Origin of the sequence: Paraburkholderia sp. GAS82, from assembly GCF_050436285.1 — a bacterium.
GTDB classification, from domain to species: Bacteria; Pseudomonadota; Gammaproteobacteria; order Burkholderiales; family Burkholderiaceae; genus Paraburkholderia; species Paraburkholderia phenazinium_B.
In genome coordinates this window covers 409,942-430,155 of record NZ_JBNDLX010000008.1, presented here as the reverse complement: position 1 = coordinate 430,155, position 20,214 = coordinate 409,942, and the positions used below count along the sequence as shown (strand labels likewise).

At 60.5% G+C, this 20,214-nt stretch carries 19 protein-coding genes, 1 pseudogene and 1 riboswitch; of the genes and pseudogenes, 8 read left to right on the top strand and 12 right to left on the bottom strand.

What is annotated here, in order from left to right:
• Positions 1 to 9 precede the first annotated feature (9 nt).
• Both P3T17_RS26015 and P3T17_RS26010 read left to right on the top strand, forming a co-directional pair.
• Positions 10 to 408, top strand: coding sequence for a VOC family protein (locus P3T17_RS26015; RefSeq protein WP_429409360.1), 399 nt, complete (start codon positions 10 to 12; stop codon positions 406 to 408).
• A 300-nt stretch (positions 409 to 708) separates the two neighbouring features.
• Positions 709 to 948, top strand: coding sequence for a hypothetical protein (locus tag P3T17_RS26010; RefSeq protein ID WP_429409359.1), 240 nt, complete (start codon positions 709 to 711; stop codon positions 946 to 948).
• Positions 949 to 977: 29 nt separating this feature from the next.
• Here P3T17_RS26010 and P3T17_RS26005 read toward each other — a convergent pair whose 3' ends face one another.
• The 6 genes and pseudogenes from P3T17_RS26005 to P3T17_RS25980 form a co-directional block, all read right to left on the bottom strand.
• Entirely contained in the window at positions 978 to 1,991 is a 1,014-nt protein-coding gene (locus tag P3T17_RS26005) for a hypothetical protein (protein ID WP_429409358.1), read from the bottom strand.
• Between the two features lie 105 nt (positions 1,992 to 2,096).
• Positions 2,097 to 2,837: a hypothetical protein gene (locus P3T17_RS26000; protein WP_429409357.1), complete on the bottom strand. Its 741-nt coding sequence runs from the start codon at positions 2,835 to 2,837 to the stop codon at positions 2,097 to 2,099.
• A 189-nt stretch (positions 2,838 to 3,026) separates the two neighbouring features.
• A complete protein-coding gene (locus tag P3T17_RS25995) occupies positions 3,027 to 3,545 on the bottom strand; it encodes a hypothetical protein (protein ID WP_429409356.1) in 519 nt (172 codons plus the stop codon).
• 143 nt (positions 3,546 to 3,688) lie between these two features.
• Entirely contained in the window at positions 3,689 to 4,036 is a 348-nt protein-coding gene (locus tag P3T17_RS25990) for a hypothetical protein (protein WP_429409355.1), read from the bottom strand.
• A gap of 101 nt (positions 4,037 to 4,137) precedes the next feature.
• The gene (locus P3T17_RS25985) at positions 4,138 to 4,464 is read right to left on the bottom strand and encodes an SHOCT domain-containing protein (RefSeq protein WP_429409354.1); all 327 of its coding nucleotides are present in this window, start codon (positions 4,462 to 4,464) and stop codon (positions 4,138 to 4,140) included.
• Between the two features lie 912 nt (positions 4,465 to 5,376).
• Positions 5,377 to 5,877 (bottom strand): annotated as a pseudogene (locus P3T17_RS25980) (tyrosine-type recombinase/integrase); the annotation flags it as partial.
• Between the two features lie 714 nt (positions 5,878 to 6,591).
• Between P3T17_RS25980 and P3T17_RS25975 the strand changes: the two are divergent.
• Together P3T17_RS25975 and ribB are read left to right on the top strand one after the other, a co-directional pair.
• The gene (locus tag P3T17_RS25975) at positions 6,592 to 7,275 is read left to right on the top strand and encodes a helix-turn-helix domain-containing protein (protein ID WP_074263405.1); all 684 of its coding nucleotides are present in this window, start codon (positions 6,592 to 6,594) and stop codon (positions 7,273 to 7,275) included.
• Between the two features lie 99 nt (positions 7,276 to 7,374).
• Positions 7,375 to 7,556: riboswitch (FMN riboswitch) on the top strand.
• Between the two features lie 143 nt (positions 7,557 to 7,699).
• The gene (ribB, locus tag P3T17_RS25970; RefSeq protein WP_429409353.1) at positions 7,700 to 8,419 is read left to right on the top strand and encodes a 3,4-dihydroxy-2-butanone-4-phosphate synthase; all 720 of its coding nucleotides are present in this window, start codon (positions 7,700 to 7,702) and stop codon (positions 8,417 to 8,419) included.
• A 107-nt stretch (positions 8,420 to 8,526) separates the two neighbouring features.
• On the opposite strand, the gene P3T17_RS25965 is transcribed toward ribB, so the two are convergent.
• From P3T17_RS25965 to glpD, 4 genes are all read right to left on the bottom strand, one after another.
• The gene (locus tag P3T17_RS25965; RefSeq protein ID WP_074263407.1) at positions 8,527 to 9,213 is read right to left on the bottom strand and encodes an HAD family hydrolase; all 687 of its coding nucleotides are present in this window, start codon (positions 9,211 to 9,213) and stop codon (positions 8,527 to 8,529) included.
• Between the two features lie 117 nt (positions 9,214 to 9,330).
• Positions 9,331 to 10,038: an MIP/aquaporin family protein gene (locus tag P3T17_RS25960; protein ID WP_074263408.1), complete on the bottom strand. Its 708-nt coding sequence runs from the start codon at positions 10,036 to 10,038 to the stop codon at positions 9,331 to 9,333.
• A gap of 70 nt (positions 10,039 to 10,108) precedes the next feature.
• Complete coding sequence (glpK, locus tag P3T17_RS25955) at positions 10,109 to 11,608, bottom strand: glycerol kinase GlpK (protein WP_429286793.1); 1,500 nt, start codon at positions 11,606 to 11,608, stop codon at positions 10,109 to 10,111.
• Positions 11,609 to 11,862: 254 nt separating this feature from the next.
• Complete coding sequence (gene glpD, locus P3T17_RS25950; protein WP_429409372.1) at positions 11,863 to 13,428, bottom strand: glycerol-3-phosphate dehydrogenase; 1,566 nt, start codon at positions 13,426 to 13,428, stop codon at positions 11,863 to 11,865.
• 177 nt (positions 13,429 to 13,605) lie between these two features.
• Here glpD and P3T17_RS25945 point away from each other — a divergent pair, with 177 nt between their 5' ends.
• Positions 13,606 to 13,980: a hypothetical protein gene (locus P3T17_RS25945; protein ID WP_429409352.1), complete on the top strand. Its 375-nt coding sequence runs from the start codon at positions 13,606 to 13,608 to the stop codon at positions 13,978 to 13,980.
• 233 nt (positions 13,981 to 14,213) lie between these two features.
• On the opposite strand, the gene P3T17_RS25940 is transcribed toward P3T17_RS25945, so the two are convergent.
• Together P3T17_RS25940 and P3T17_RS25935 are read right to left on the bottom strand one after the other, a co-directional pair.
• On the bottom strand, positions 14,214 to 14,411 hold the full coding sequence (locus P3T17_RS25940) for a hypothetical protein (protein WP_166660794.1): 198 nt from the start codon (positions 14,409 to 14,411) through the stop codon (positions 14,214 to 14,216).
• Between the two features lie 357 nt (positions 14,412 to 14,768).
• Positions 14,769 to 15,548, bottom strand: coding sequence for a DeoR/GlpR family DNA-binding transcription regulator (locus P3T17_RS25935; protein WP_429409351.1), 780 nt, complete (start codon positions 15,546 to 15,548; stop codon positions 14,769 to 14,771).
• 293 nt (positions 15,549 to 15,841) lie between these two features.
• Here P3T17_RS25935 and P3T17_RS25930 point away from each other — a divergent pair, with 293 nt between their 5' ends.
• From P3T17_RS25930 to P3T17_RS25920, 3 genes are all read left to right on the top strand, one after another.
• On the top strand, positions 15,842 to 17,479 hold the full coding sequence (locus tag P3T17_RS25930) for a gamma-glutamyltransferase family protein (protein ID WP_429409350.1): 1,638 nt from the start codon (positions 15,842 to 15,844) through the stop codon (positions 17,477 to 17,479).
• Positions 17,480 to 17,575: 96 nt separating this feature from the next.
• On the top strand, positions 17,576 to 18,940 hold the full coding sequence (locus tag P3T17_RS25925) for an MFS transporter (protein WP_429409349.1): 1,365 nt from the start codon (positions 17,576 to 17,578) through the stop codon (positions 18,938 to 18,940).
• Between the two features lie 341 nt (positions 18,941 to 19,281).
• Positions 19,282 to 20,109: a ferritin-like domain-containing protein gene (locus P3T17_RS25920; RefSeq protein ID WP_074263416.1), complete on the top strand. Its 828-nt coding sequence runs from the start codon at positions 19,282 to 19,284 to the stop codon at positions 20,107 to 20,109.
• Positions 20,110 to 20,214: the final 105 nt, after the last annotated feature.

Genomic DNA, 20,214 nt, shown 5'->3' with positions numbered 1-20,214 from the left:
GCTTCCGTCATGCATCTCGACCACGCCACGATTGTCACCGCCGATCTCGACGCCGCGCGCCGCTTTTTCGTGGATGTGGTGGGTCTCGAGGACGGCCCGCGCCCGCCGTTCGGGATTCGTGGCCACTGGCTTTACGCAGCGGGTCGCCCGGTGGTCCATCTGGTCGACGCTACCGTTCCGGCTCAGCAAGCCGGTCGCCCGGCGCCGCGAATCGATCACATCGCCTTCCGGATCGAGACCGCCGCCGAATGGCAGGCGCTGCTCGGCCGGCTGCACGCGGCTGAGGCCCGCTACCAGCAAGCCGAAGTGCCGCTCGCCGGCGAATGTCAACTGTTTGTCGCGCTCGCGCCGGGTGTCGTCGTCGAATTTGTGACGGCCTTACACCACGTCAGCCCCGTTCGCCAGTGAATGGTCCGCTGCGGGATCGACCGCGAAGCCATATGACAATTTCGTACAAGCTTTGCCGGAACCGTCCTCCGCAATACTGACAACAGTGTGATATCAGCGTCTCAGAGGCAGAAGGCCTGTAGATAAGGGGCTTACGACTTTTTGTGGGGGCGTAAAAAGCAGATTTGCCAACAGCTTGCCAACACCCGGAATCCGGCTCGCGTACCGCTGTGACAGGTTCTCATGCAATTGTATAGACGACCTTGGGGCATTAGCGCATAGTCGGCGGACGACAACGCAAGTCCGTGCCCGAGGACCATCATGAAGAAACTGAATGCGGTGTTTGAGTTGACCCCCGAGGAAAAGGTGAATCTAGATAAAGACCTGGCGATATATGGGCACGGCGCTCAGGAAATACCCAACATAGGCCCTCTGTTCGCAACCACATACGCGGGGCCGATGGACCCTGACAAGAAGACGCGCCACACATACATGTACATTCCAGAACTGTTTTTCGGGAATGCTCCCAAGTGGACGCCCAAGGTCGTGCAGTGGCTGTAGAGGCGCGTAAACACAAAAATCGTAGCGGGTCAGCCGTATGACGTGATCGCGGTTTGACAACTGACCACCAATCCGACGACCTTGGTGATTAACTGGTTAGCAGCGCCTATTGCCCACGCAGCATCCTGCCATGTAACTGCCCCAAGATTGTGAGCGAAGTCGTTTCGCGTCTGCCGGGCCTTGTTTAGCTCCGAAAGCATGTTGTCATCGATCTTCCCGTGCAACGAAAGCATCTGCGTAACGATTGACGCCGTGTAATCCCGTCCGGTCAGGGTCTCACGACGCTTGCTGTTGATCTTCGTATGACCGCCGTTTTTCTCATCGAGCGCCCCCATCAGGTCAGCCCAGATTTTATTGATCTGCTTTTCTATGACAGACCAGGCAATCAGGTGAGCGGACTCGAATTGATGAAGGCTGTACTGGTGGCCCGCAGTAAGACAGAGCGCCAATATCTTGAGGCCGTCCTCGCCGAAAACCTCGTCACTGCGCTCCATCACACGTACCGCGTGATCCAGAACACCGAGTTTTAAGTCCTGTGCCAGAAAATTCGCACCTTCAGTTGCATGTCCTTGGGGAGTCGTCACTTTCCACGTGCCACCAGTCTCCCAGGCCTTCAGGTAGTTGACAGGATTTAGAGGGGCCTGGACGGGTGTGCCTGCTTTCATTGTCTCCGCAAGCCCTGCGTGAAGCGCCATAAGAAAGGCACTCATGTACTGGAAGCGTCGATAATTCTGCTGCAAGCGTGCCGTAGCCGCTTCCATGTCGGACTTGCCCGGCCGCTGCGGTCTATCACCTGCCGCTGCGGGCATCGGAGCATAGGCGTACTCCGGCGACTTCTCGAAGTCAAAGATAACAAAGCCATTGCGACGTGCCAGGACTGGTACACCGTAAAGCGCTGTTTTCTGCCATACGATCTGCGCCAGCGAACGCTCAACCTCGACAATCGTGGGCAAGCCCTTGGGGGCGCTGTCAAAGCAATACTGAATTCCGCCAGAGAAATAAACTGCGAACGCACAAGACGTAGGTGGAAAACGATGTTCCATGCCTGCCCCCGGATGTTTTTGTAGGTTCGGACGATCATAGCAGGGGCGCTGTGCTGTTCATGCCTACGGGGGGGCGCATAGCGTAGAACTCACAGCGGGACGACTTCAGGGGTTAGCGTGACCGCTTGCAGTCAATTTTTCTCGTTCGCGCAACTGAGCTGCCAGCACGTGACCGGGAGTGCCGTTCACCTTCCTGGCTGCATGTCTGTATTCGTTAAGCTTCTTGGCTAGCTCCCAGAACTTGTTTCCGAAGCCAACGATGGTGGCAGACGTATACCTGTACTCGCCGGTCAATACCGAGAACAGGTTGCTTTCGTCAAAACTGCCTGGGAACAGTGAGTTTCTCCCAGTGTTATAAGAAGCGGGAAAAAGAAAGGCACCTAGTGGCGTACTGTTAACGGTGACATCTTGCGCCCTGCCGTGGGCAATTTCATTGCGACGGAAAGAAGCCCTTTCAAATGCCAAAAGAAGCTTTTTGAATGGCTTTGTCAGGGGGTCTCCCCAATAGTGTCCAAAGTACACCGCAGCGGCTTCTTCGAGTGCCTTGCGTCGTCCCCCACTGCTTTCAAACGATCCGAATGCGCGCCGGACTGGATTGTATGAGCTACTGTTTTCGCATTCACACACCGTGAGGAACAAATCCGCCAGCATAACCTCCGCTGTTTCCCACTGAGAAAGGGCGAAACCAACTGCGGTGTATATGGGACCTATTGTGTCGTCGCCCCGGTCGTCAGGTGACGACTCTGGCCTGTTCCAGTATGTCTTGTCAAAAAGCGGGTCATCCTCCGTCCACGGCTCGGGCATATTCGCGGCAAACTGGCTCATATCGTTGGGGGTGGTCGTCATGGTCGACAGGGAATGTTGTGCTAGTCATTCTATATACGAACAGCGTGCCCATGGTTCCTCGAGGGGACGTTAATTCGACGGCACGGCTTACTCAGGCAGGCGGCCCAGTACGCGCTGCACCTGCATCAGGCTCCACCGCCCACCGCGTGCCGTGCGGATGCGCGGGCTTCTGTCCTTCATGCGGCATCCCTAGGAGAAAAGGTGACGGACAACTGCTCCGATTATTGACCCGATAAGTCCCCCTGCCGCGCTGGCGAGAGGAATCCACCACCGCTTGTCCTTCTGATGCTCAAGAGCGCGTGAGTGCAGATTTACGGCGGTGTCCACTAGCATTTTGATGTCGGATGCCTCCAGCGGTACGCGCGAGACACGCTCCCTTTGGGCGGCGTCCATTGCGTCAAAATCCTCTCTGGATACTTCTCTGCCAGCGCGAGTATCGTATCGCTTCGGGAATTGACGCCGCCAGACCAGCGACGCTCTTTCACGAGCAGAGTCCAATCTGAAGAACTCCGGGTGATCCAAAAATACCTTTTGCCATTTTGCGGCCTGACTCACGTCTGCGGATATACGATCCGCCCAGCCTTCAAAGGTCAGCTTGTAGTAGCCGTAGGTCGCCATCGCCTGAATGGCGGCAATAACGTCGGCCAGCCTGTGCGGATCACTCAGGTACGGCGATAGCGCACGATCTTTCTTAAAGGGGAGCTGCATCGTGGTCGGGATAATTGTTGGTACGAGTCGGACCTAAGCTAGGCATTTGCCAGCAGTTTGGTCGGGAACGGAAATTCGTGGCAGCAAATGGCATCGATCATCGGATTATTTTACGTGCGTGCATTCCGTCGCTCTATGTCGGCCTATTTTTGGTCGATTTCGATTTTTTGGGTAGGGTCGGCATTGAACTGCGGGCGCTTTAGCTGTGGATCGTCGGCTGCCAGGCAATAGAAAATAATTTCGGCCTCGCCGCATCCTCCGTGAAACGCACATTCACTCGACTGGACATGGTTGAGCAGTATCTCCCGGCCTTTGGATGAGCAAAAGGTGTTCGCCTCTTGCAAGGCCTCGCCCTTCGCTGATGCCGGACCACCTAATGCAACTCTAGTAGAAATAGTGTAGGTGTCCGGACCTATTTTTATCGGGCCGGTATCGGTGCAACCAGCGAGGACGAGCGTGGCGACGCAAAGAACCGCGAATTTAGTACGCATATGGGTTTCTGTCCATCGCATAGAGTGGTCCGAGTGTAGCGACTGGTTTGGCAGAAGGCTACTTGCACGCTGCCGCACCCGCCGAATACTACGCGCCGTTGCTATAGGCCTTTCAGGATTTCGGCGCGCTTGGCGTCGTACTCGTCTTTCGTAATCAGACCGCGCTTATACAGGTCGTCCAGAGCCACCAAACGTTGGCTCGAATCGGGGACGGGAGCGGCGGCTCCTCTGGCTGGGCATGCCTGAACGCATAGCTTTATGGCATCCGTGCACTGATGCTGCGCCATGAGCGGGAACAACGTGAATTTGCCCAGGCACTCGGAGTAGTTCGCGCTGCATGAATGCGCACAATCCGGGTCAACCTTGCTGGTATCGATGGCGGCGGTGCTGGCACACCCGGCCAACAGCAGCGTTAGCAGCAGTAGCATTTTGTTCATCGTGGCCCCCGGATGCTTTTGTCGGTTCAGGCGATCATAGCAGGGGTGCTGGTGCTGTTCGTGCCTACGCGGTGCGCGTGATAGATCGACGCCAAAAACCCGGGCGCTACATGAAATTCGACCGTTGGCAAATTCCGTTGCTGGTGATCGTTGGGCTAGTTTGCGTAGGCGCGTACTACCATCAATCCGGAGACTTTTCTGAAGCCGCTTTCGGAGGTACCGCCAGCGGGCGCCAGTACGCGGCATTTCCGTAGTACGCATCGGGGATGTCCATCAAGCCCGCAGGTGGCACAACCGGCCACGTGTGATTACCACGTCCGGGTTAGGGCTTCGATGCTGTAGATGTGGGTGTTGATGCAGAGGGTGCCGCAGCAACGGCTGGCGGCGGGACAAAAGACAGTTCGGGGGATTCGATGAAGTTGGACGACATGGCGAGCCTTTCCCAAGTGGGTTAGGCAAGACTCGCCATCGAGGGCTAGACCTGACTACAGGTGCAAGGCTTGCGGGAGATACTGGATATCACGTTACGCCTGACGCAAATCGTCGTAAAGCGTAACGCACGCTCTCATGCAGAGGTTTGCACGGTTTCCGTTGGTGCTTGAGCATTGGCTTGAGCGCCCACCAGTTCGTCAAGAGGGTTCGCCCATGCCTGTATCAGTACCCGTCTCTTCGGAAGCCAGCGACTTCTCGATGTGGTCGGCGTTAAAGTCGGATTCGTTCGCCCATGTACTGAACGTCCCCCGTATACCATGTGAGCGAAACCACGCATCGCCGTCGAACCCCAGACGCACGAACACATTGGTAAGCGAGGTCTTCGCCATATGGCGGGTGTCGTCGCGGTAGTTCGGGAATGCATACTCCCCGGCTCCGGAGTGTATGCAGATATCGCAGCGTCGCCACCGCCTAGGTACTGAGTGGCACAAGGTGAAGCTCTCGCCCTTTCATCCGTGTGGCGGGTATTGTCCGGAGTGCTGTATCAAGGTCAAACTCAGTCCACGCAGCGCCGGTCAGTTCACCTACCGGAGCCGCCGTCAGAAAGATCAACCGCAGCGCTGCACGAGTAACCGGTACCAACGACGCATTTTCGAGTGCGAGCAACAGCCGCTTGAACTGACCCGCATCCAGCGCCTTGTTATGCCTGACCTTGGATTTCTGTACGGCAAGGCCCGCTCGCATCATCGTTACCGGGTTGACCGTTGCCTTGCCTGTGCCAATGGCGTATGCGAACACTTCGCCCAGCACCTGGCGAATCGCCAGAGCGGTGGTTGGCGCACCAGTAGCACGACGTTCCTTGCCGGTTTTGCCTTTGGCGATGCGGGTCAGCAGGATGTGAATCATCGCGGCGTCAACTTCGGCAACGGGCATCCTGCCAAGTCCAGTTTCGATATACCTTTTAAGGAAACTCTCTGCACGTTCGTAGGACGGGGTGCCTAGGAAGCCTTACGGTGTTCAAGCCACGCTTCACAGACCAACCATATGGTGCTGTCTTGCGCCGCTTGATTTTCCGGCTTCTGCTGTTCGTCGTACATCCGGGGGGGGGGCAATCCCGGCAGTGACGAGCTTGCGTTTCGCGAATGCGATTTCTCGAGCTTCATCCAAGCTCCAGGTCTATTGTCGGCTAAGGTCCAATCTTGTAAGTCCGTTGTTCGTCGTCCATACGATAGGCAAGAAGCGAGACCTTGCTTCCTGACACCGCGACGTGCAAATACAAGGCCTTCGCGGTTCCCAATCTTGACTGGGCCGGTTTCTCTTCTAGTGGTCGGTGATGGGAAAGCCTTGCCTTGCCCTTTTTAAGGGCGTTCCAGAGTGCAGGGAAGTGGGTTCGGTGGCAGCAGAGGAGGCAGAAGGTGCGTTCATTGCGATTCCTGATCGAGGGTCATCGTAGCCCGGATTTGCCAACCATTTGCCAACAATCGGCCTGAGAAGGTAGGAAGGACAGGGAGAGATCGCACCGCTAACTCTTTGATTTATAAGCTATCCGTGAGAACGTCGGATAGTCTATGAGAACAGAGCTTCTTTCAGTGTGAAGATAACTTCGTTGGGCGCAGCGAATCGCAATGCTATCTTGCCTCCACTAACCCTTTGCTCCGCCATCTGGCGGCGCTACTGGAGGCACTCATGAATTCACCGCTTGCGCTGGTTCGCGATGACGCGCTCGATGCACACGATGGGCCGCGCGCCGCGGAGCCGTTGGATGCGCTGGAACATCTGGTCGGTGTCAATCTGGCCCGTTTGCGGGCCGAGCGGCAACTGTCGCTCGACGCGCTGGCCCGTGCTTCGGGGGTATCGCGCGCCATGCTGGCGCAGATCGAGTCGGCCCGCAGCGTGCCGTCGATTAAAGTGCTGTGCAAGGTCGCGGCAGCACTGAAAGTCTCGGTCGCCGCATTCTTGCGGCGCCATGCGACCAACGGCTTCGAGCATCTGCCGGCTGACAAGGCGACCCGCCTCGTCAGCTCGAACGGGCGCTATTCCGCGCGGCCGCTGTATCCCGATGCGGAACCGGCCACCGCCGAATTCCACGAATTGCGTATCGCGCCGCTGCATACCGAACCGGGTGTGCGTCGCGCGCCCGGGACGACGGTCAATCTGGTAGTGAGCGAGGGCACGCTGGAGGTGAGCGTTCACGATCAGCGGCAGTTGCTCGCTACCGGCGACGCGATCGTCTTCGACGCCGATCAGCCGCACACGCTGCGCAACCCCGGCGACACCGAGGCGCGCGCATTTCGCGTCACGTTGAATGCGGAAACGCCGCCGCGCTGGGACGTGCCGCACGATGCGGCGCGGCATGCGGCACCGGTTTGATTGAGTGACACCTCGCGGCGTCGTTCTGGCTCATAGCCGCTGCGCTGCAGATCGCGTGCGGCTGTTGTATGCTTCATCTGCCGGATTTTCCGGCAATCAGTGCGTCTTCAGGGCGGGGTGAAATTCCCCACCGGCGGTATGCAGGCAGCGCAATCGCGCTTCCAGCGAGCCCGCGAGCGCCCGCTAGTGACCTTTCGGGAGAATCGACAGGTACAGTGGGGTCAGCAGATCTGGTGCGATGCCAGAGCCGACGGTCATAGTCCGGATGGAAGAAGATGTGCAGATAGTCATGTCAGTTCCCGTTGCGCTGCCCGATGGTCTGGGCAGGGTGTGGGCGTTCTGTGCGAACGTCCGGCGGGGCGAGTGCTGCCTGTTTGCAATGCCCTGAAACGTTTTTCGCCCAACTTTTGCGAGAGCGTTTCAAATGTCCTTGACTACTTTTCCTGCCCCTTCGACGTTCGCGGAAGATGCGTTCGCCGATCTCCCCCTGCTTGCCACCGAACCGGTTCCGCCGCGCATCGCCGCTGCGTTGCAAGCCATGCGCGATGGCCGTGCCGTTGTCCTGCAGGATGACCACGACCGCGAGAACGAAGCCGACCTGATCGTCTCCGCCGAGCGTCTCACCAACGAAACGATGGCGTTGCTGATCCGCGAGTGCAGCGGAATCGTCTGCCTGTGCCTGCCCGACGACAAGATCCGTGCACTTGAGCTGCCGCCCATGGCTGTGAACAACGAGAGCCGTCACGGCACTGCGTTTACGGTATCGATCGAAGCGCGCGAAGGCGTGACGACGGGCGTCTCCGCCGCCGATCGCGTCACGACGATTCGTGCGGCGATTGCCGATACGGCGAAGCCGGCCGACATTGTCCGCCCCGGCCATGTGTTTCCGCTGCGCGCGACGCCCGGCGGCGTGCTCGCGCGGCGCGGTCATACGGAAGGCACGGTGGATCTGGCCATTCTCGCCGGCCTCAAGCCTGCCGGCGTGCTGTGCGAATTGATGAACGCCGACGGCACGATGACGCGCGGCGCGGAGGTGGAGCGCTTCGCGGCGCGACACAATCTGCCGTTGCTGACGATTGCCGAACTGGTGGAATTCCGTGAAGCGCTGGCTGCGGCGCGTGAGTGCTGCGCGGACGAGGTGTGAGTTCGGCGTAATTGAAGGATGAGCGGGACGTGCCGGGCGTGCGTGTGTTGAGCGCGGGTCCGGCACAGATAGTTGATCAGCCGCCCGCTTCACTACCCGCATTGTTCTTACGACTGCACGTCGCCAAACTCGCCGCGCACGCCTGCTTCAACGAGCGCTGGCAGTTCATCCATATGCTCCATGATGCGCGTGATGCCCATCTTGCGTAGCGCATCGGCGTAGCCATCGGGAATATGACTCGCGCCGACGAAGGCGATCGTTTTCATGCCCGCTGCGCGCGCTGCATTCAACCCGGCGACGCTGTCTTCGACCACCAGGCACCTCGCCGGCTCCACGCCCAACTGCTGCGCCGCGAACAGATACACATCGGGGTAGGGCTTGGGTCTCGCCACCTGTTCGGCGCTGAAAACACGCTCGCCGAACACCTGCTGCAACCCGGCGCGCTTCACCGAAGCCTGTACCCGCTTCATGCGGCTATTCGATACGACCGCCGCCGGCAGCGTCACGCGTTGTAGCGCATCGCGCACGCCGCCCACGGCAGTGAGCTTTGAGCTCAACGCCAGCTCGACGTTATGGTCGATCGTCTCGAGAAAATCGTTCGGCATGGTGATGCCGAACGACGCCTCGATGCCTTGGAGAAAGCGCGAGGTCTGCTGGCCGAACGCCGTTTGCATGACGCTGGCGAAGTCGAGGCCGGGGAAAGTGGCGGACAGCGTTTCGAGGATGACGTGGTCAGCGATAACTTCGCTGTCGACGAGAACGCCGTCGCAATCGCAAATAAGATGATCGAGCATGCCGGAACAGGGAGCGAGGGGCGCGTGGACGTTTCGGGCCGTGCGCAAACCGAAAGCATCATGATACGTGCTTTGGCGCCGTCTGCGCGCCCCGGCCGCTTCTGTCCGGTACGGAGATCAATGCACGTGCAGGTAGATCCAGGCGGCAGCCGCACCGCCCGCGAGCGGGCCTAGCACTGGCACCCATGCATAGCGCCAGTCGCTATCGCGCTTGTTAGGGATCGGCAGCAATGCGTGCATCAGGCGCGGCGACAGATCGCGCGCCGGGCTCATCGCATACCCGGTCGGGCCGCCGAGCGAAATGCCGATACCGAGAACCAGCAGGCCGACCGGCAACGCATCCAGCGCACCGAGGCCCACTTGCGGCGACGCCAGGTACAGCACGCCAAGAATCAGCACAAACGTGCAGATCATTTCGGTCAGGAAGTTATGCGGGGCGCTGCGGATAGCCGGCGCCGTGCAGAACACACCCAGCTTGATGTCGGCATCCTCTTCCTTTTCGAAGTGCTGCCGGTAGGCCATCCACACGAGTCCCGCACCTGCCATCCCGCCCAGCATCTGTGCGGCGATATAACCGGCTACCTTGCTCCAGGCGAACTTGCCGGCCAGCGCGAGGCTGATCGTCACGACCGGATTCAGGTGGGCGCCGCTGAACGATGCTGTCATGAAGACGGCGATGAAGACCGCCATCGCCCAGCCCATAACGATGACGATCAGGTCCGCGCCCTTGCCCTTGGTGCGTGCCAGCAACACGTTCGCGACCGCCCCGTTGCCAAGCAGGACGAGCATCGCTGTGCCGATAAATTCGGCAATGTAAGGTGACATGATATGTTCTCCATAATATATTTGTTAGTTGCCGAGGCCGCCTCGGATATGGCCTCGTAGCGCTAATGAATCAAGGCGTATCGGCCCACGCTTTGGCGGCGCGCACCGCGCGTTGCCAGCCGGCCAGATTGTCCTTGACCTCGCGCGGCTCCATATCCGGCGTGAAACGGCGATCCAGTGCCCACTGGCTCTGCAGCTCGTTCACGTCCTTCCAGTAGCCAACCGCGAGACCCGCCAGATACGCTGCGCCCAGCGCCGTGGTCTCGCTGACCTTCGGGCGTACGGTGTCGACGCCGAGAATGTCTGCCTGAAACTGCATCAGCAGATTGTTCGCGCAGGCGCCGCCGTCGACGCGCAGTTCGTCGATGCGGATGCCCGAATCGGCTTCCATTGCCTTCAGCACGTCGAGCGATTGATAGGCGATCGAATCGAGCGCAGCGCGCGCGATATGCGCCGAAGTCGTGCCGCGCGTCACGCCGAACAGCGTGCCGCGTGCGCGTGCGTTCCAGTGCGGAGCGCCGAGGCCCGCGAAGGCCGGTACGAGATACACACCGTCGCCATGCGGCACCGTGCGGGCGAGCGTTTCGATATCTGCGGCACTCCTGATGATGCCGAGCCCGTCACGCAGCCACTGCACCACCGCGCCCGCGATAAAGATGCTGCCTTCGAGCGCGTAGTTGACCTGATCGCCGATCTGCCAGGCAATCGTCGTGACCAGGTTGTTCTTCGATTCGATCGGCTTGTCGCCGGTGTTCATCACGAGGAAGCAGCCTGTGCCGTAGGTGTTTTTCACCATGCCCGAGCGCGTGCACATCTGGCCGAACAGCGCGGCGTGCTGGTCGCCCGCAATGCCGGCGAGCGGGATCTTCGAGGCGAACACCGTGGTCTTGGTCGGACCGTACACTTCCGATGACGCACGCACTTCCGGCAGCATGCTGCGCGGAATATCGAGCGCCTGAAGCAGCTCGTCGTCCCATTGCAGCGTGTGGATGTTGAAGAGCATCGTGCGCGATGCGTTAGTGACGTCGGTGACGTGCAGGCCGTGCTTGGTGAAATTCCACACCAGCCAACTGTCGACGGTGCCGAATGCGAGACGCCCTTGCTTGGCTTTTTCGCGAGCACCTTCGACGTTGTCGAGAATCCAGCGGATTTTCGTCGCCGAGAAATACGAGTCGATCGGCAGACCAGTCTTCGCACGGACTTTCTCTTCGAGCCCCTGCGCTTTCAGTTCGTCGCAGAAGTCGGCGGTGCGGCGGTCTTGCCAGACGATCGCGTTGTAGATCGGATGGCCGGTTTCGCGGTCCCAGACAATCGTCGTCTCGCGCTGGTTGGTGATGCCGATGGCGGCGATCGACGTGCCGTTCATCCCCGCACGCGTGACAGCCTCGGCCGCGACGCCTGCCTGGGTTGACCAGATTTCCTGCGGGTCATGTTCGACCCAGCCCGGACGCGGATAGATCTGCTGGAATTCCTTCTGAGCCGTCGAGACGACGTTGCCCTGACGGTCGAAAAGCATCGCGCGCGAGCTGGTTGTGCCCTGGTCGAGCGCAAGTATGTACTGATCCTGCATTGTCTCTTCTCCATGTTATGAGTCGCCGGAACGGTCATCCGGCGATGGGAACGGCTTGTTGTTCTGGGCTGCTGCAACTGCCGTGGCTTCGTGCATTCCGGTGTGCCGATCTCGATCTGCATGCCGGAATACGGTGTTATCGGTGGCTTGTACTGATCACGCCTGCGTTGGGCGTGATGCGCTTGTCGGTGCCTGGTTGTGCTTACTGGTTCTGGTGCGCGCTGACGCGCTTGACCATGCCTGTCTGTGTCTGTCTATGCGTGCTGACTCGCCGGAGCTTGCCCGAGTGCCGCGGGTTCGAGCGGCGCGGGAGCGCTGGCAAACCAGCCGTCGATGTCCTTTGTGACGCTTTCCAGTGTGCCCGGCTCGACATGCAGGCCGAGCTTCGAGCGGCGCCACAACACGTCTTGCGCGCTGCGAGCCCATTCGACGTCGCGCAGATAGCGCAGCTCGGCTTCGTACAGACCTGGAGCGAAGGCGCGGCCGAGGTCTTCAAGCGAGCGTGCCTGACCGATCACGTGCCTCGCGCGCGTGCCGTATGCGCGGCCGTAGCGGTACGCGAGGTCGGCGGGCAGCCAGGCGTTCTGCTGCTTGAACTGCGTGACGAAGCGCCCGAAATTCGCTTGCTGGATATCGCCGCCCGGCAGCGCTGCGCCGGCCGTCCAGGCCGGAGCCGGATTCCGCAGCGCGCGACCGAGTTCGTCGACGGCTTCTTCCGCGAGCTTGCGGAACGTCGTGATCTTGCCGCCGAACACCGACAGCAGCGGCGCTTCACCTGCGGGTGCATCGAGTTCGAGCCGGTAGTCGCGCGTGACGGCGGACGGATTGTCCGCACCTTCTTCCTCGAGCAGCGGACGCACGCCCGAGTAGGTCCAGCGCACGTCCTTCGGCGAAATCTGCTGTTTGAAATAGCGGTTGATCGAGTCGCACAGATACTGCGTCTCGTCGGCGTTGATCGCTACCTTCGCCGGGTCGTCGTGGTATTCGATGTCCGTGGTGCCGATCAGCGTGTAGTCGTGCTCGTACGGAATCGCGAAGATGATCCGCTTGTCCGGGTTCTGGAAGATGTACGCGTGATCGTGTTCGAACAGGCGCGGCGTGACGATGTGGCTGCCCTTGACGAGGCGCACGCTATGGTTCGCTTCGCGGCCGAGCGCGCCGTGCAGCAGTTCGCCTACCCACGGGCCGGCGGCATTTGCAATTGCACAGGCGCGCACTTCCAGTTGCGTGCCGTCGTCGCGACGCAGTTGCGCGTGCCATTCGCCGCCAGCGCGCACGGCGTTGATGAGCTTGGTGCGCGTGAGGATGGTGGCGCCGTGTTCCTGCGCGTCGAGCGCGTTCAGCACGACGAGGCGCGCATCGTTGACCCAGCCGTCCGAGTACACGAAACCGCGCTTGATCGATTCGATCAGCGGTGCGCCGGCCGGATGGCGGCGCATGTCGATGCCGCGCGAGGGCGGCAGCAGTTCGCGCCGGGCGAGATGATCGTAAAGGAACAGGCCCGCGCGGATCATCCATGCCGGCCGCAGGTTCGGCATGTGCGGCATCACGAAGCGCAGCGGCCACATGATGTGCGGTGCGGCGCGCAACAGGGTCTCGCGTTCCTGCAGCGCCTTGCGCACGAGGCCGAATTCGCGGTACTCGAGATAGCGCAGACCGCCATGGATCAGTTTGGTACTCGCCGACGACGTATGCGCCGCCAGATCGTCCTGTTCGCAGAGCAAGACAGACAGGCCGCGCCCCGCGGCGTCGCGTGCGATGCCGGCGCCGTTGATCCCGCCGCCCACCACGAGCAAATCGTATCTAGAGCCTTGCGTCACCTGCTGTGTCCCCTGCGTCATGGATGAAATGCTATCGAACCGATAGTGTTCGTTTTCGAACTTTAATGAACAAAATCGAAAAAGTAAAGTTCGAGTTTCGTGATCCGGTTTCTTGGGTAGTAGCGTAACGCGACGGCACCGACGATACTCATAGCAATAGCCATATCGAGGTGAGACATGCGGAGACTTTGGGGAGCGGGAGCGGCGGCGTTGCTGGCCGGATGTGTGGGTACGCCGAGCCTGAGTGGCAGCATGGGCGCGCCGTCGTTCGCGGCGCTGCAGCAGATGTGCAATGCGGCGCCGGTCAACTACGGCAATGACGCGCAGTCGGTTTATACGACTTTCTATGATGCGTATGTTGCCAACCGGCGCGGCAAAGTGTCGACGGCGGATTACTGCTCGTTCCAGACCGCGATCGCGCAGAACTACTCGACGCTCGGCTCGAGCAGCGACCCGCAAGCGCGCAATCAGTGGGTGGCGTTCTTTCTGGACCAGCGCGCGAAGGCGGTTAGCTGGCGCGCGGCGGTCGACCCTACGCTGCGCAGCGGTTGAAGGGAGTTTGTGCGCGGCTAAGCCTGGAGGCGCTCAATCAGACGCGCCTCAGCCTCTATCTCCAAGGTGGGACACACACTGTGAGTGGTCACTTCGCAGCCGTATGAGGCGAGGTGGTGAGACGCGCATGATGATTCGAATGCTCGAATACGAACATCAGACGATATCCGTCGGATTCACCTTGCTGGGAGATCACGCGCCGGGGCAAACCGGCGCATGGCCATGGTGGGGCATTAGGACAGACGCTTGATGGCCCGGATTGCCGTGTCGCCGATGTCGGTGACGCGCCATTGCTTGAGGCCGGAGGCGAGCTTCTCGAGTTGCACGAGCTGTCGTTCGAACAGCGCATCCAGCTCCTCCCGATCCATGTCAACCTGGTGGGGAGCATCCTTGACGAGCAACAACGTGGCGAATTCATGCGGACTCAGCATCGTTCTCTCCATGTCAAGCGTAATGCGGACTGCCTTTGAGGCGACTGGCTGGCCGGCCGGGGCGGCGGGGCGCAGCGCGATCCGCTACAGGATCGGGCGGGAGTAACAGCGTTTCACCGCCGACGCGGCACGAAAATAGCGTCGGGGAACTGGAGTGTAGTCAACCGCACGCTGAACGCCAAATCGTCCCCTGAAAATTTTCCATTTGACAATTCGAGACCGAAGAAGCGGTCTGGATCGGCGGGCAAATCCTTGATTTCACGCGAGGTTTTGCGTGCGCTGCAGCAAAACGCCGTGGCGTCGCGCGCCTAGCGGATTCGGCCATACGGCGTTCGGAGGATTGCCGTCCTCAGCGCGTCACTCCGCGATATAGACCTGAGTGCCCGCGTTGGCCAGCGTCTCCGCCATGTCGGCCGGCGGCGCCTTGTCGGTGAACAGAGCGTCGATCTGGTTCAGATGACCCTGGCGGACCAGCGCCGGGCGGCCGAACTTGGAGTGGTCGGAGGCGAGAAACACCGTGCGCGCGTGCTCGATGATCGCCTCGGCCACCCGCACTTCACGCGTATCGAAATCGCGCAGCGTGCCGTCGCTTTCAATGCTCGAGGTGCCGATGATCGCGAAATCTACCTTGAACTGGCGAATGAAGTCGATCGCCAGTTCGCCGACGATCCCCTTGTCCCAAGGTCGCACAATGCCGCCGGTCACCAGCACCTCGGATTCCGGATAGCCGCTCATCATGCTGGCAACGTTGAGGTTGTTGGTGATCACGCGCAGCCCGCGATGGCGGTTCAGCGCCCGCGCCACCTCTTCCGTGGTCGTGCCGAGGTTGATAAAGAGGGATGCCTGATCGGGAATATGCGTGGCGACGAGCGCTGCGATGCGCCGCTTCTCGTCGTGGAACATCCGTTGCCGCGCGGTGTACGAGACGTTTTCGGAACTGGTCGGCAGGCTCGCACCGCCGTGGTAGCGACGCAGCAGGTTCATATCGGCCAGCCAGTTCACGTCGCGCCGGATGGTTTGCGGAGTGACGTCGAAATGGGCAGCCAGGTCATCCACGGTCACGAAGCCGTCGCGTTGCACCCACTCGAGCAGTTCCTGTTGACGTGCGTTGAGGGTCAGGCGGGGGTCTCGGGTCATGTGTCTCGGGTCAAGTGTTGGCGTTGGCGCCGGGTGAGGCAGCCAGCGCCTGGAGCGAGCAATGGTGGAAACGGTGAGCTATTGTAAGACCAAGTGTCGGGTTGTCCGCCAACCTACGCAACATGCATAAGATCGCGGCCGACATATTCAGCATATTTCTGCATTTATTCATTTGATAAATGAATTTGTTTTTTCTGCCGGTTCGCGCTGCAATCGACGATTCCTTTGTGACGCGTTTCTAGTGGCTCCGGCGGATCTTCTGCGCTGGGCCGCGCTTTCCGAGAGTCTCCTACATGACCCGCTTCAACTGGCAAAACCCCTATCCGACGCCGCGTCTGCCCGTGTTCGCGCGCAACATCGTTTCGACTTCGCATCCGCTCGCAGCCCAAGCCGGACTGCGCATGTTGTGGAAGGGCGGCAATGCCGTCGACGCGGCGATCGCGGCTGCGGCGGCCATCACGGTCGTGGAGCCCGTCTCCTGCGGCCTGGGCAGCGACGCGTTCGCGCTGGTGTGGGATGGCGCGAAGCTGCACGGGCTGAACGCGTCGGGCGTGTCGCCGGCGGCGTGGAACGTGGACTACTTCAAGCGCAAGTACGGTGAAGAAAACGGTCTCGCGAAGCAGCCCAAGCGCGGCTGGGATGCGGTGACGGTACCGGGGGTGATTGCCGGCTGGGAAGCCTTGCACGAGAAATTCGGCACGCTGCCGTTCGCCGATCTGATGGAACCCGCCATTGAGATCGCCGAGCGCGGCCATGCGGTGGCGAGCATCGTGGCCTACAAGTGGGCCGCGGCTATCCCGGAGCTGAAGGATCTGCCGGGCTTTGCGCAGACCTTCATGCCGCGCGGCCGGGCGCCGGAAGTGAGCGAGCTGATGCGCTTCCCCGGCCATGCGAAGACGTTGCGCAAGCTGGCCGAACAGGGTCCGCGCGCCTACTACGAAGGCGAAATCGCCGAGCGAATCGCCGCGTTCTCGCGCGAGTGCGGCGGCGCCATGACCGCGAACGACCTGCGCAATTACCGCGCGGATTGGGTCGAGCCGATCGGCAAGGACTATCGCGGCTACACGGTGCATGAGATTCCGCCGAACGGCCAGGGCATCGCTGCGCTGATCGCGCTCGGCATCCTCGAGAAGTTCGATGTGGCTTCGCTCGCGCTCGACAACGTCGAATCGCAGCACCTGCAGATCGAAGCAATGAAGCTGGCGTTTGCTGACGTCTACCGCTATGTTGCGGACCCGCGTTCCATGGACGTGACGCCCGAGCAGATGCTCGACGACGCGTATCTCACCGAGCGGGCGAGGCTGATCGATCCGAAGCGCGCCACGCAGTTCGACTTCGGCATGCCGAAAGCGGGCGGCACGATCTACATGTCCGCCGCTGACGAGAACGGCATGATGGTGAGCTTCATCCAGTCGAACTACATGGGCTTCGGCTCGGGCATCGTCGTGCCGGATAGCGGCATTTCGATGCAGAACCGCGGCTGCGGTTTTTCGATGGATCCGAAGTCGCCGAACGTCGTCGAAGGCGGCAAGCGGCCGTTCCATACGATCATCCCGGCCTTCCTCACGCAACAGGTCGACGGCAAGCAGGAAGCGGTGATGAGCTTCGGCGTGATGGGCGGCGATATGCAGCCGCAGGGCCATCTGCAATCCATCGTACGGATGCTCGACTACGGCCAGCAACCGCAGGCGGCCTGCGATGCGCCGCGCTGGAAGGTGAACCGCGACTTCACCATCGACATCGAAGCGACGCTCGACGCGAACACCGCGCGCGCACTCGAAAACCTCGGCCATACGATCAAGTCGGTCGATGATCCGTACATGGACTTCGGCTCCGGCCAGTACATCTGGAAACTCGATCGCAACGATCCGGACCGCGGCTATGTGGCGGCGAGCGACAGCCGTCGCGATGGCCTCGCAGCCGGCTTCTGAGCGTAGCTTCGTCAGTCTTCAAGCGTGTCGTTGCACGCGAGGTGCCTTGGGTAACGATCCAGCCTGGGCGGCCTCGCGCTTCCTGTAGAGCCGATCATGAACGATATCGCTTCGCCCGTTGACGCCGCGGCGGTTTCCCCGGACTCCGCTGCCCCGCCGATGTCGAAAGGGATGATCAGGCGCATTATCTTTTCGTCGTCGGTCGGCAATGCGCTCGAATGGTTTGACTTTTCGGTCTATGGCTACTTCGCCGGCATCATCGCGAAGCAGTTCTTTCCAATGCACGACGAGTGGCTGTCGACGCTTCTCGCCATCGCCACGTTCGGCATCTCTTTTTTGATGCGCCCGATCGGCGCGGTGGTGCTCGGCATCTACGGGGACCGCAAAGGCCGCAAGGCGGCGCTGACACTGGCCATTACGCTGATGATGGTCGGCACCCTGACGATGGCCGTGATGCCGCCGTACGCCATGATCGGGCTTGCGGCGCCGGTGTTGATCCTGGTCGCGCGGCTCGTGCAAGGTTTTGCCGTGGGCGGCGAGTTCGGCAGCGCTACGGCCTTCATGGTCGAGCATAGCCCCACGAAGCGCGGCTACTACGCGAGCTGGCAGTTCGCGAGTCAGGGGCTTGCGGCGATTCTCGCGGCCGCGTTCGGCTCGATGCTTACCGCGTGGATGTCGCCCGAGCATCTGGGCAACTGGGGTTGGCGTATTCCGTTCCTGTTCGGTGTGCTAATTGGGCCGATTGGCTATTACATCCGCTCGCATCTGGATGAGACGCCCGAGTTTCTGGCGATGCGCCGGCAGCGCGATACGGCCGCCGCCGCAGCAGCTGACCCAACCGCGTCGTTCGGCAGCCAATGGGTGAACCTGCTTCTCGCGATCGGCATCGTCGCTCAATCGACGGTAGGTGTGTACGTGCTGCAGCTCTACATGCCCATGTACGCCGTGAAACAGTTGCACATGCCGGCGGCCGTATCGTTCGGCGCTGTAGTGCTCAATGGCGGGCTGCAGCTGATCCTTTCGCCGGTGATGGGCGCGTGGTCCGATCGCATCGGCCGGATCCGCATCATGCTGGGCACATCGATCCTGATGGGCCTGCTGATCTATCCAATGTTCGCACTGCTTCAGAGCTACCCCACGGTCGGCTGGCTGTTGCTGCTGCAGGGCACATCCGGCATCCTCAAGGCGGCTTACTCCGGTCCGATGCCGGCTCTGATGTCCGAGATCTTCCCAACCCATGTGCGCTCGACCGGCCTTTCGATCGCTTACAGCATCGGCGTGACCGTCTTCGGCGGCTTCTCACCGACGATCGTCGAAACCTTCATTCATTTGACCGGCGACAAGCTCGCGCCAAGTTATTACGTGCTGATTGCGGCGCTGCTTTCCGGGTTGTCGCTGGTGATCGTCGCGTGGCGCAGGCGCCATGCCGGGCGCGACAAAGCCCTGCTGTATTCCTCCTAAGGCCTGTCGGGCGGTGCCTCCGCGTGCTCTGAGGCATTGCCACCCCCCGCTTACCGGCCGTTGATTCAAGCTCAGGCAGCCCTCAGTGGGCTGCCTTTTTTGTGCGCTGCGCCCACCTTGTTTTGCTTTGGAACAATTCGCCTATCGTGCCTCCGGAACTGCTGGACATGGGCATGGTCTGTGCTGTGTTGTCTGCAGAGTTGCGGAACACCAGCTAAGATGCAAGACATAAGGGGTTAACTCTAATTCAAGGCGCTGTATCGGAACGAGAGCGGCCTGGCAAACGCGAGTGCTTCCAGGCACGCTCCCGAAGTCGATACAGCTTTCGGAGTAAGGAACAAATGCACACTGAGCTTAACCACGTGATGCCTTGGCGGATTGAGGACATCGACCTCAGCCGGATTGACCGGCAGCGGGCCGTGGCCAACGAAGATCTGCTGCTTCTGTTGTGCGCGTCTTCGTTTATCGAAAGTGGTACAGATCTCTATACAAGTAACCTGAGTACCTTCTTCAACGGCGATCCTGAAGTGTCGGCGTGGCTCAATAACGAGTGGGAGCCGGAAGAAATGCAGCACGGCCGCGCACTGAAGACCTATATCGCATACGTGTGGCCGGAATTCGACTGGGACACGGCCTTCCGTAATTTCTTCGAGGAGTACTCGAAAACCTGTTCCGTCGAAGACTTCGAGAAGACGCGCGCGCTCGAAATGGTTGCACGCTGCGTGGTTGAAACCGGTACGGCGACGCTGTATCGCGCGATTGGCGAATGCTCGGATGAACCAGTGCTCAAGGAGATCACCGACCTTATTCGTACTGACGAAGTCCGTCACTACAAGCACTTCTTCAAGTTCTTCAAGAAGTACAACAAGATCGAAGGCAACGGTCGTCTCGCTGTGCTCGGTGCGCTGATGCGCCGTGTGCTGGAGATCAAGAACGAAGACTCGGAGATCGCGCTACGCCACGTGTTTGCGGTCCGCTATCCGGAGCGCGTGAACGATTCGGGCTATAACCGCGAACGTGCGGCACGCATCAATGCGCTGGTGCGCCGCAATCTGTCGGCCGACATGTGCGTGAAGATGCTGCTGAAGCCGCTCGATCTGCCCGCGCGGATTCAACCCGGCGTTCACTATCCGCTCGCGAAGATCACCCAGCATGTATTCTTCCGTTGAGGATCGAGGCTGGGAAGGTGGCGCGGCTCGCTCGTCGAGGCCTGCGTAACTATCTGAAGTTATAAACGAGAGTAGAACGAAATGGCCCGCCTGCGCGGGCCATTC

Excerpts from the sequence above, each read along its gene's own strand:
- P3T17_RS26015 (WP_429409360.1), top strand. The coding sequence starts at position 10 with ATGCATCTCGACCACGCCACGATTGTCACCGCCGATCTCGACGCCGCG.
- P3T17_RS26010 (WP_429409359.1), top strand. The coding sequence starts at position 709 with ATGAAGAAACTGAATGCGGTGTTTGAGTTGACCCCCGAGGAAAAGGTG.
- P3T17_RS26005 (WP_429409358.1), bottom strand. The coding sequence starts at position 1,991 with ATGGAACATCGTTTTCCACCTACGTCTTGTGCGTTCGCAGTTTATTTC.
- P3T17_RS26000 (WP_429409357.1), bottom strand. The coding sequence starts at position 2,837 with ATGACGACCACCCCCAACGATATGAGCCAGTTTGCCGCGAATATGCCC.
- P3T17_RS25995 (WP_429409356.1), bottom strand. The coding sequence starts at position 3,545 with ATGCAGCTCCCCTTTAAGAAAGATCGTGCGCTATCGCCGTACCTGAGT.
- P3T17_RS25990 (WP_429409355.1), bottom strand. The coding sequence starts at position 4,036 with ATGCGTACTAAATTCGCGGTTCTTTGCGTCGCCACGCTCGTCCTCGCT.
- P3T17_RS25985 (WP_429409354.1), bottom strand. The coding sequence starts at position 4,464 with ATGCTACTGCTGCTAACGCTGCTGTTGGCCGGGTGTGCCAGCACCGCC.
- P3T17_RS25975 (WP_074263405.1), top strand. The coding sequence starts at position 6,592 with ATGAATTCACCGCTTGCGCTGGTTCGCGATGACGCGCTCGATGCACAC.
- ribB (WP_429409353.1), top strand. The coding sequence starts at position 7,700 with ATGTCCTTGACTACTTTTCCTGCCCCTTCGACGTTCGCGGAAGATGCG.
- P3T17_RS25965 (WP_074263407.1), bottom strand. The coding sequence starts at position 9,213 with ATGCTCGATCATCTTATTTGCGATTGCGACGGCGTTCTCGTCGACAGC.
- P3T17_RS25960 (WP_074263408.1), bottom strand. The coding sequence starts at position 10,038 with ATGTCACCTTACATTGCCGAATTTATCGGCACAGCGATGCTCGTCCTG.
- glpK (WP_429286793.1), bottom strand. The coding sequence starts at position 11,608 with ATGCAGGATCAGTACATACTTGCGCTCGACCAGGGCACAACCAGCTCG.
- P3T17_RS25945 (WP_429409352.1), top strand. The coding sequence starts at position 13,606 with ATGCGGAGACTTTGGGGAGCGGGAGCGGCGGCGTTGCTGGCCGGATGT.
- P3T17_RS25940 (WP_166660794.1), bottom strand. The coding sequence starts at position 14,411 with ATGCTGAGTCCGCATGAATTCGCCACGTTGTTGCTCGTCAAGGATGCT.
- P3T17_RS25935 (WP_429409351.1), bottom strand. The coding sequence starts at position 15,548 with ATGACCCGAGACCCCCGCCTGACCCTCAACGCACGTCAACAGGAACTG.
- P3T17_RS25930 (WP_429409350.1), top strand. The coding sequence starts at position 15,842 with ATGACCCGCTTCAACTGGCAAAACCCCTATCCGACGCCGCGTCTGCCC.
- P3T17_RS25925 (WP_429409349.1), top strand. The coding sequence starts at position 17,576 with ATGAACGATATCGCTTCGCCCGTTGACGCCGCGGCGGTTTCCCCGGAC.
- P3T17_RS25920 (WP_074263416.1), top strand. The coding sequence starts at position 19,282 with ATGCACACTGAGCTTAACCACGTGATGCCTTGGCGGATTGAGGACATC.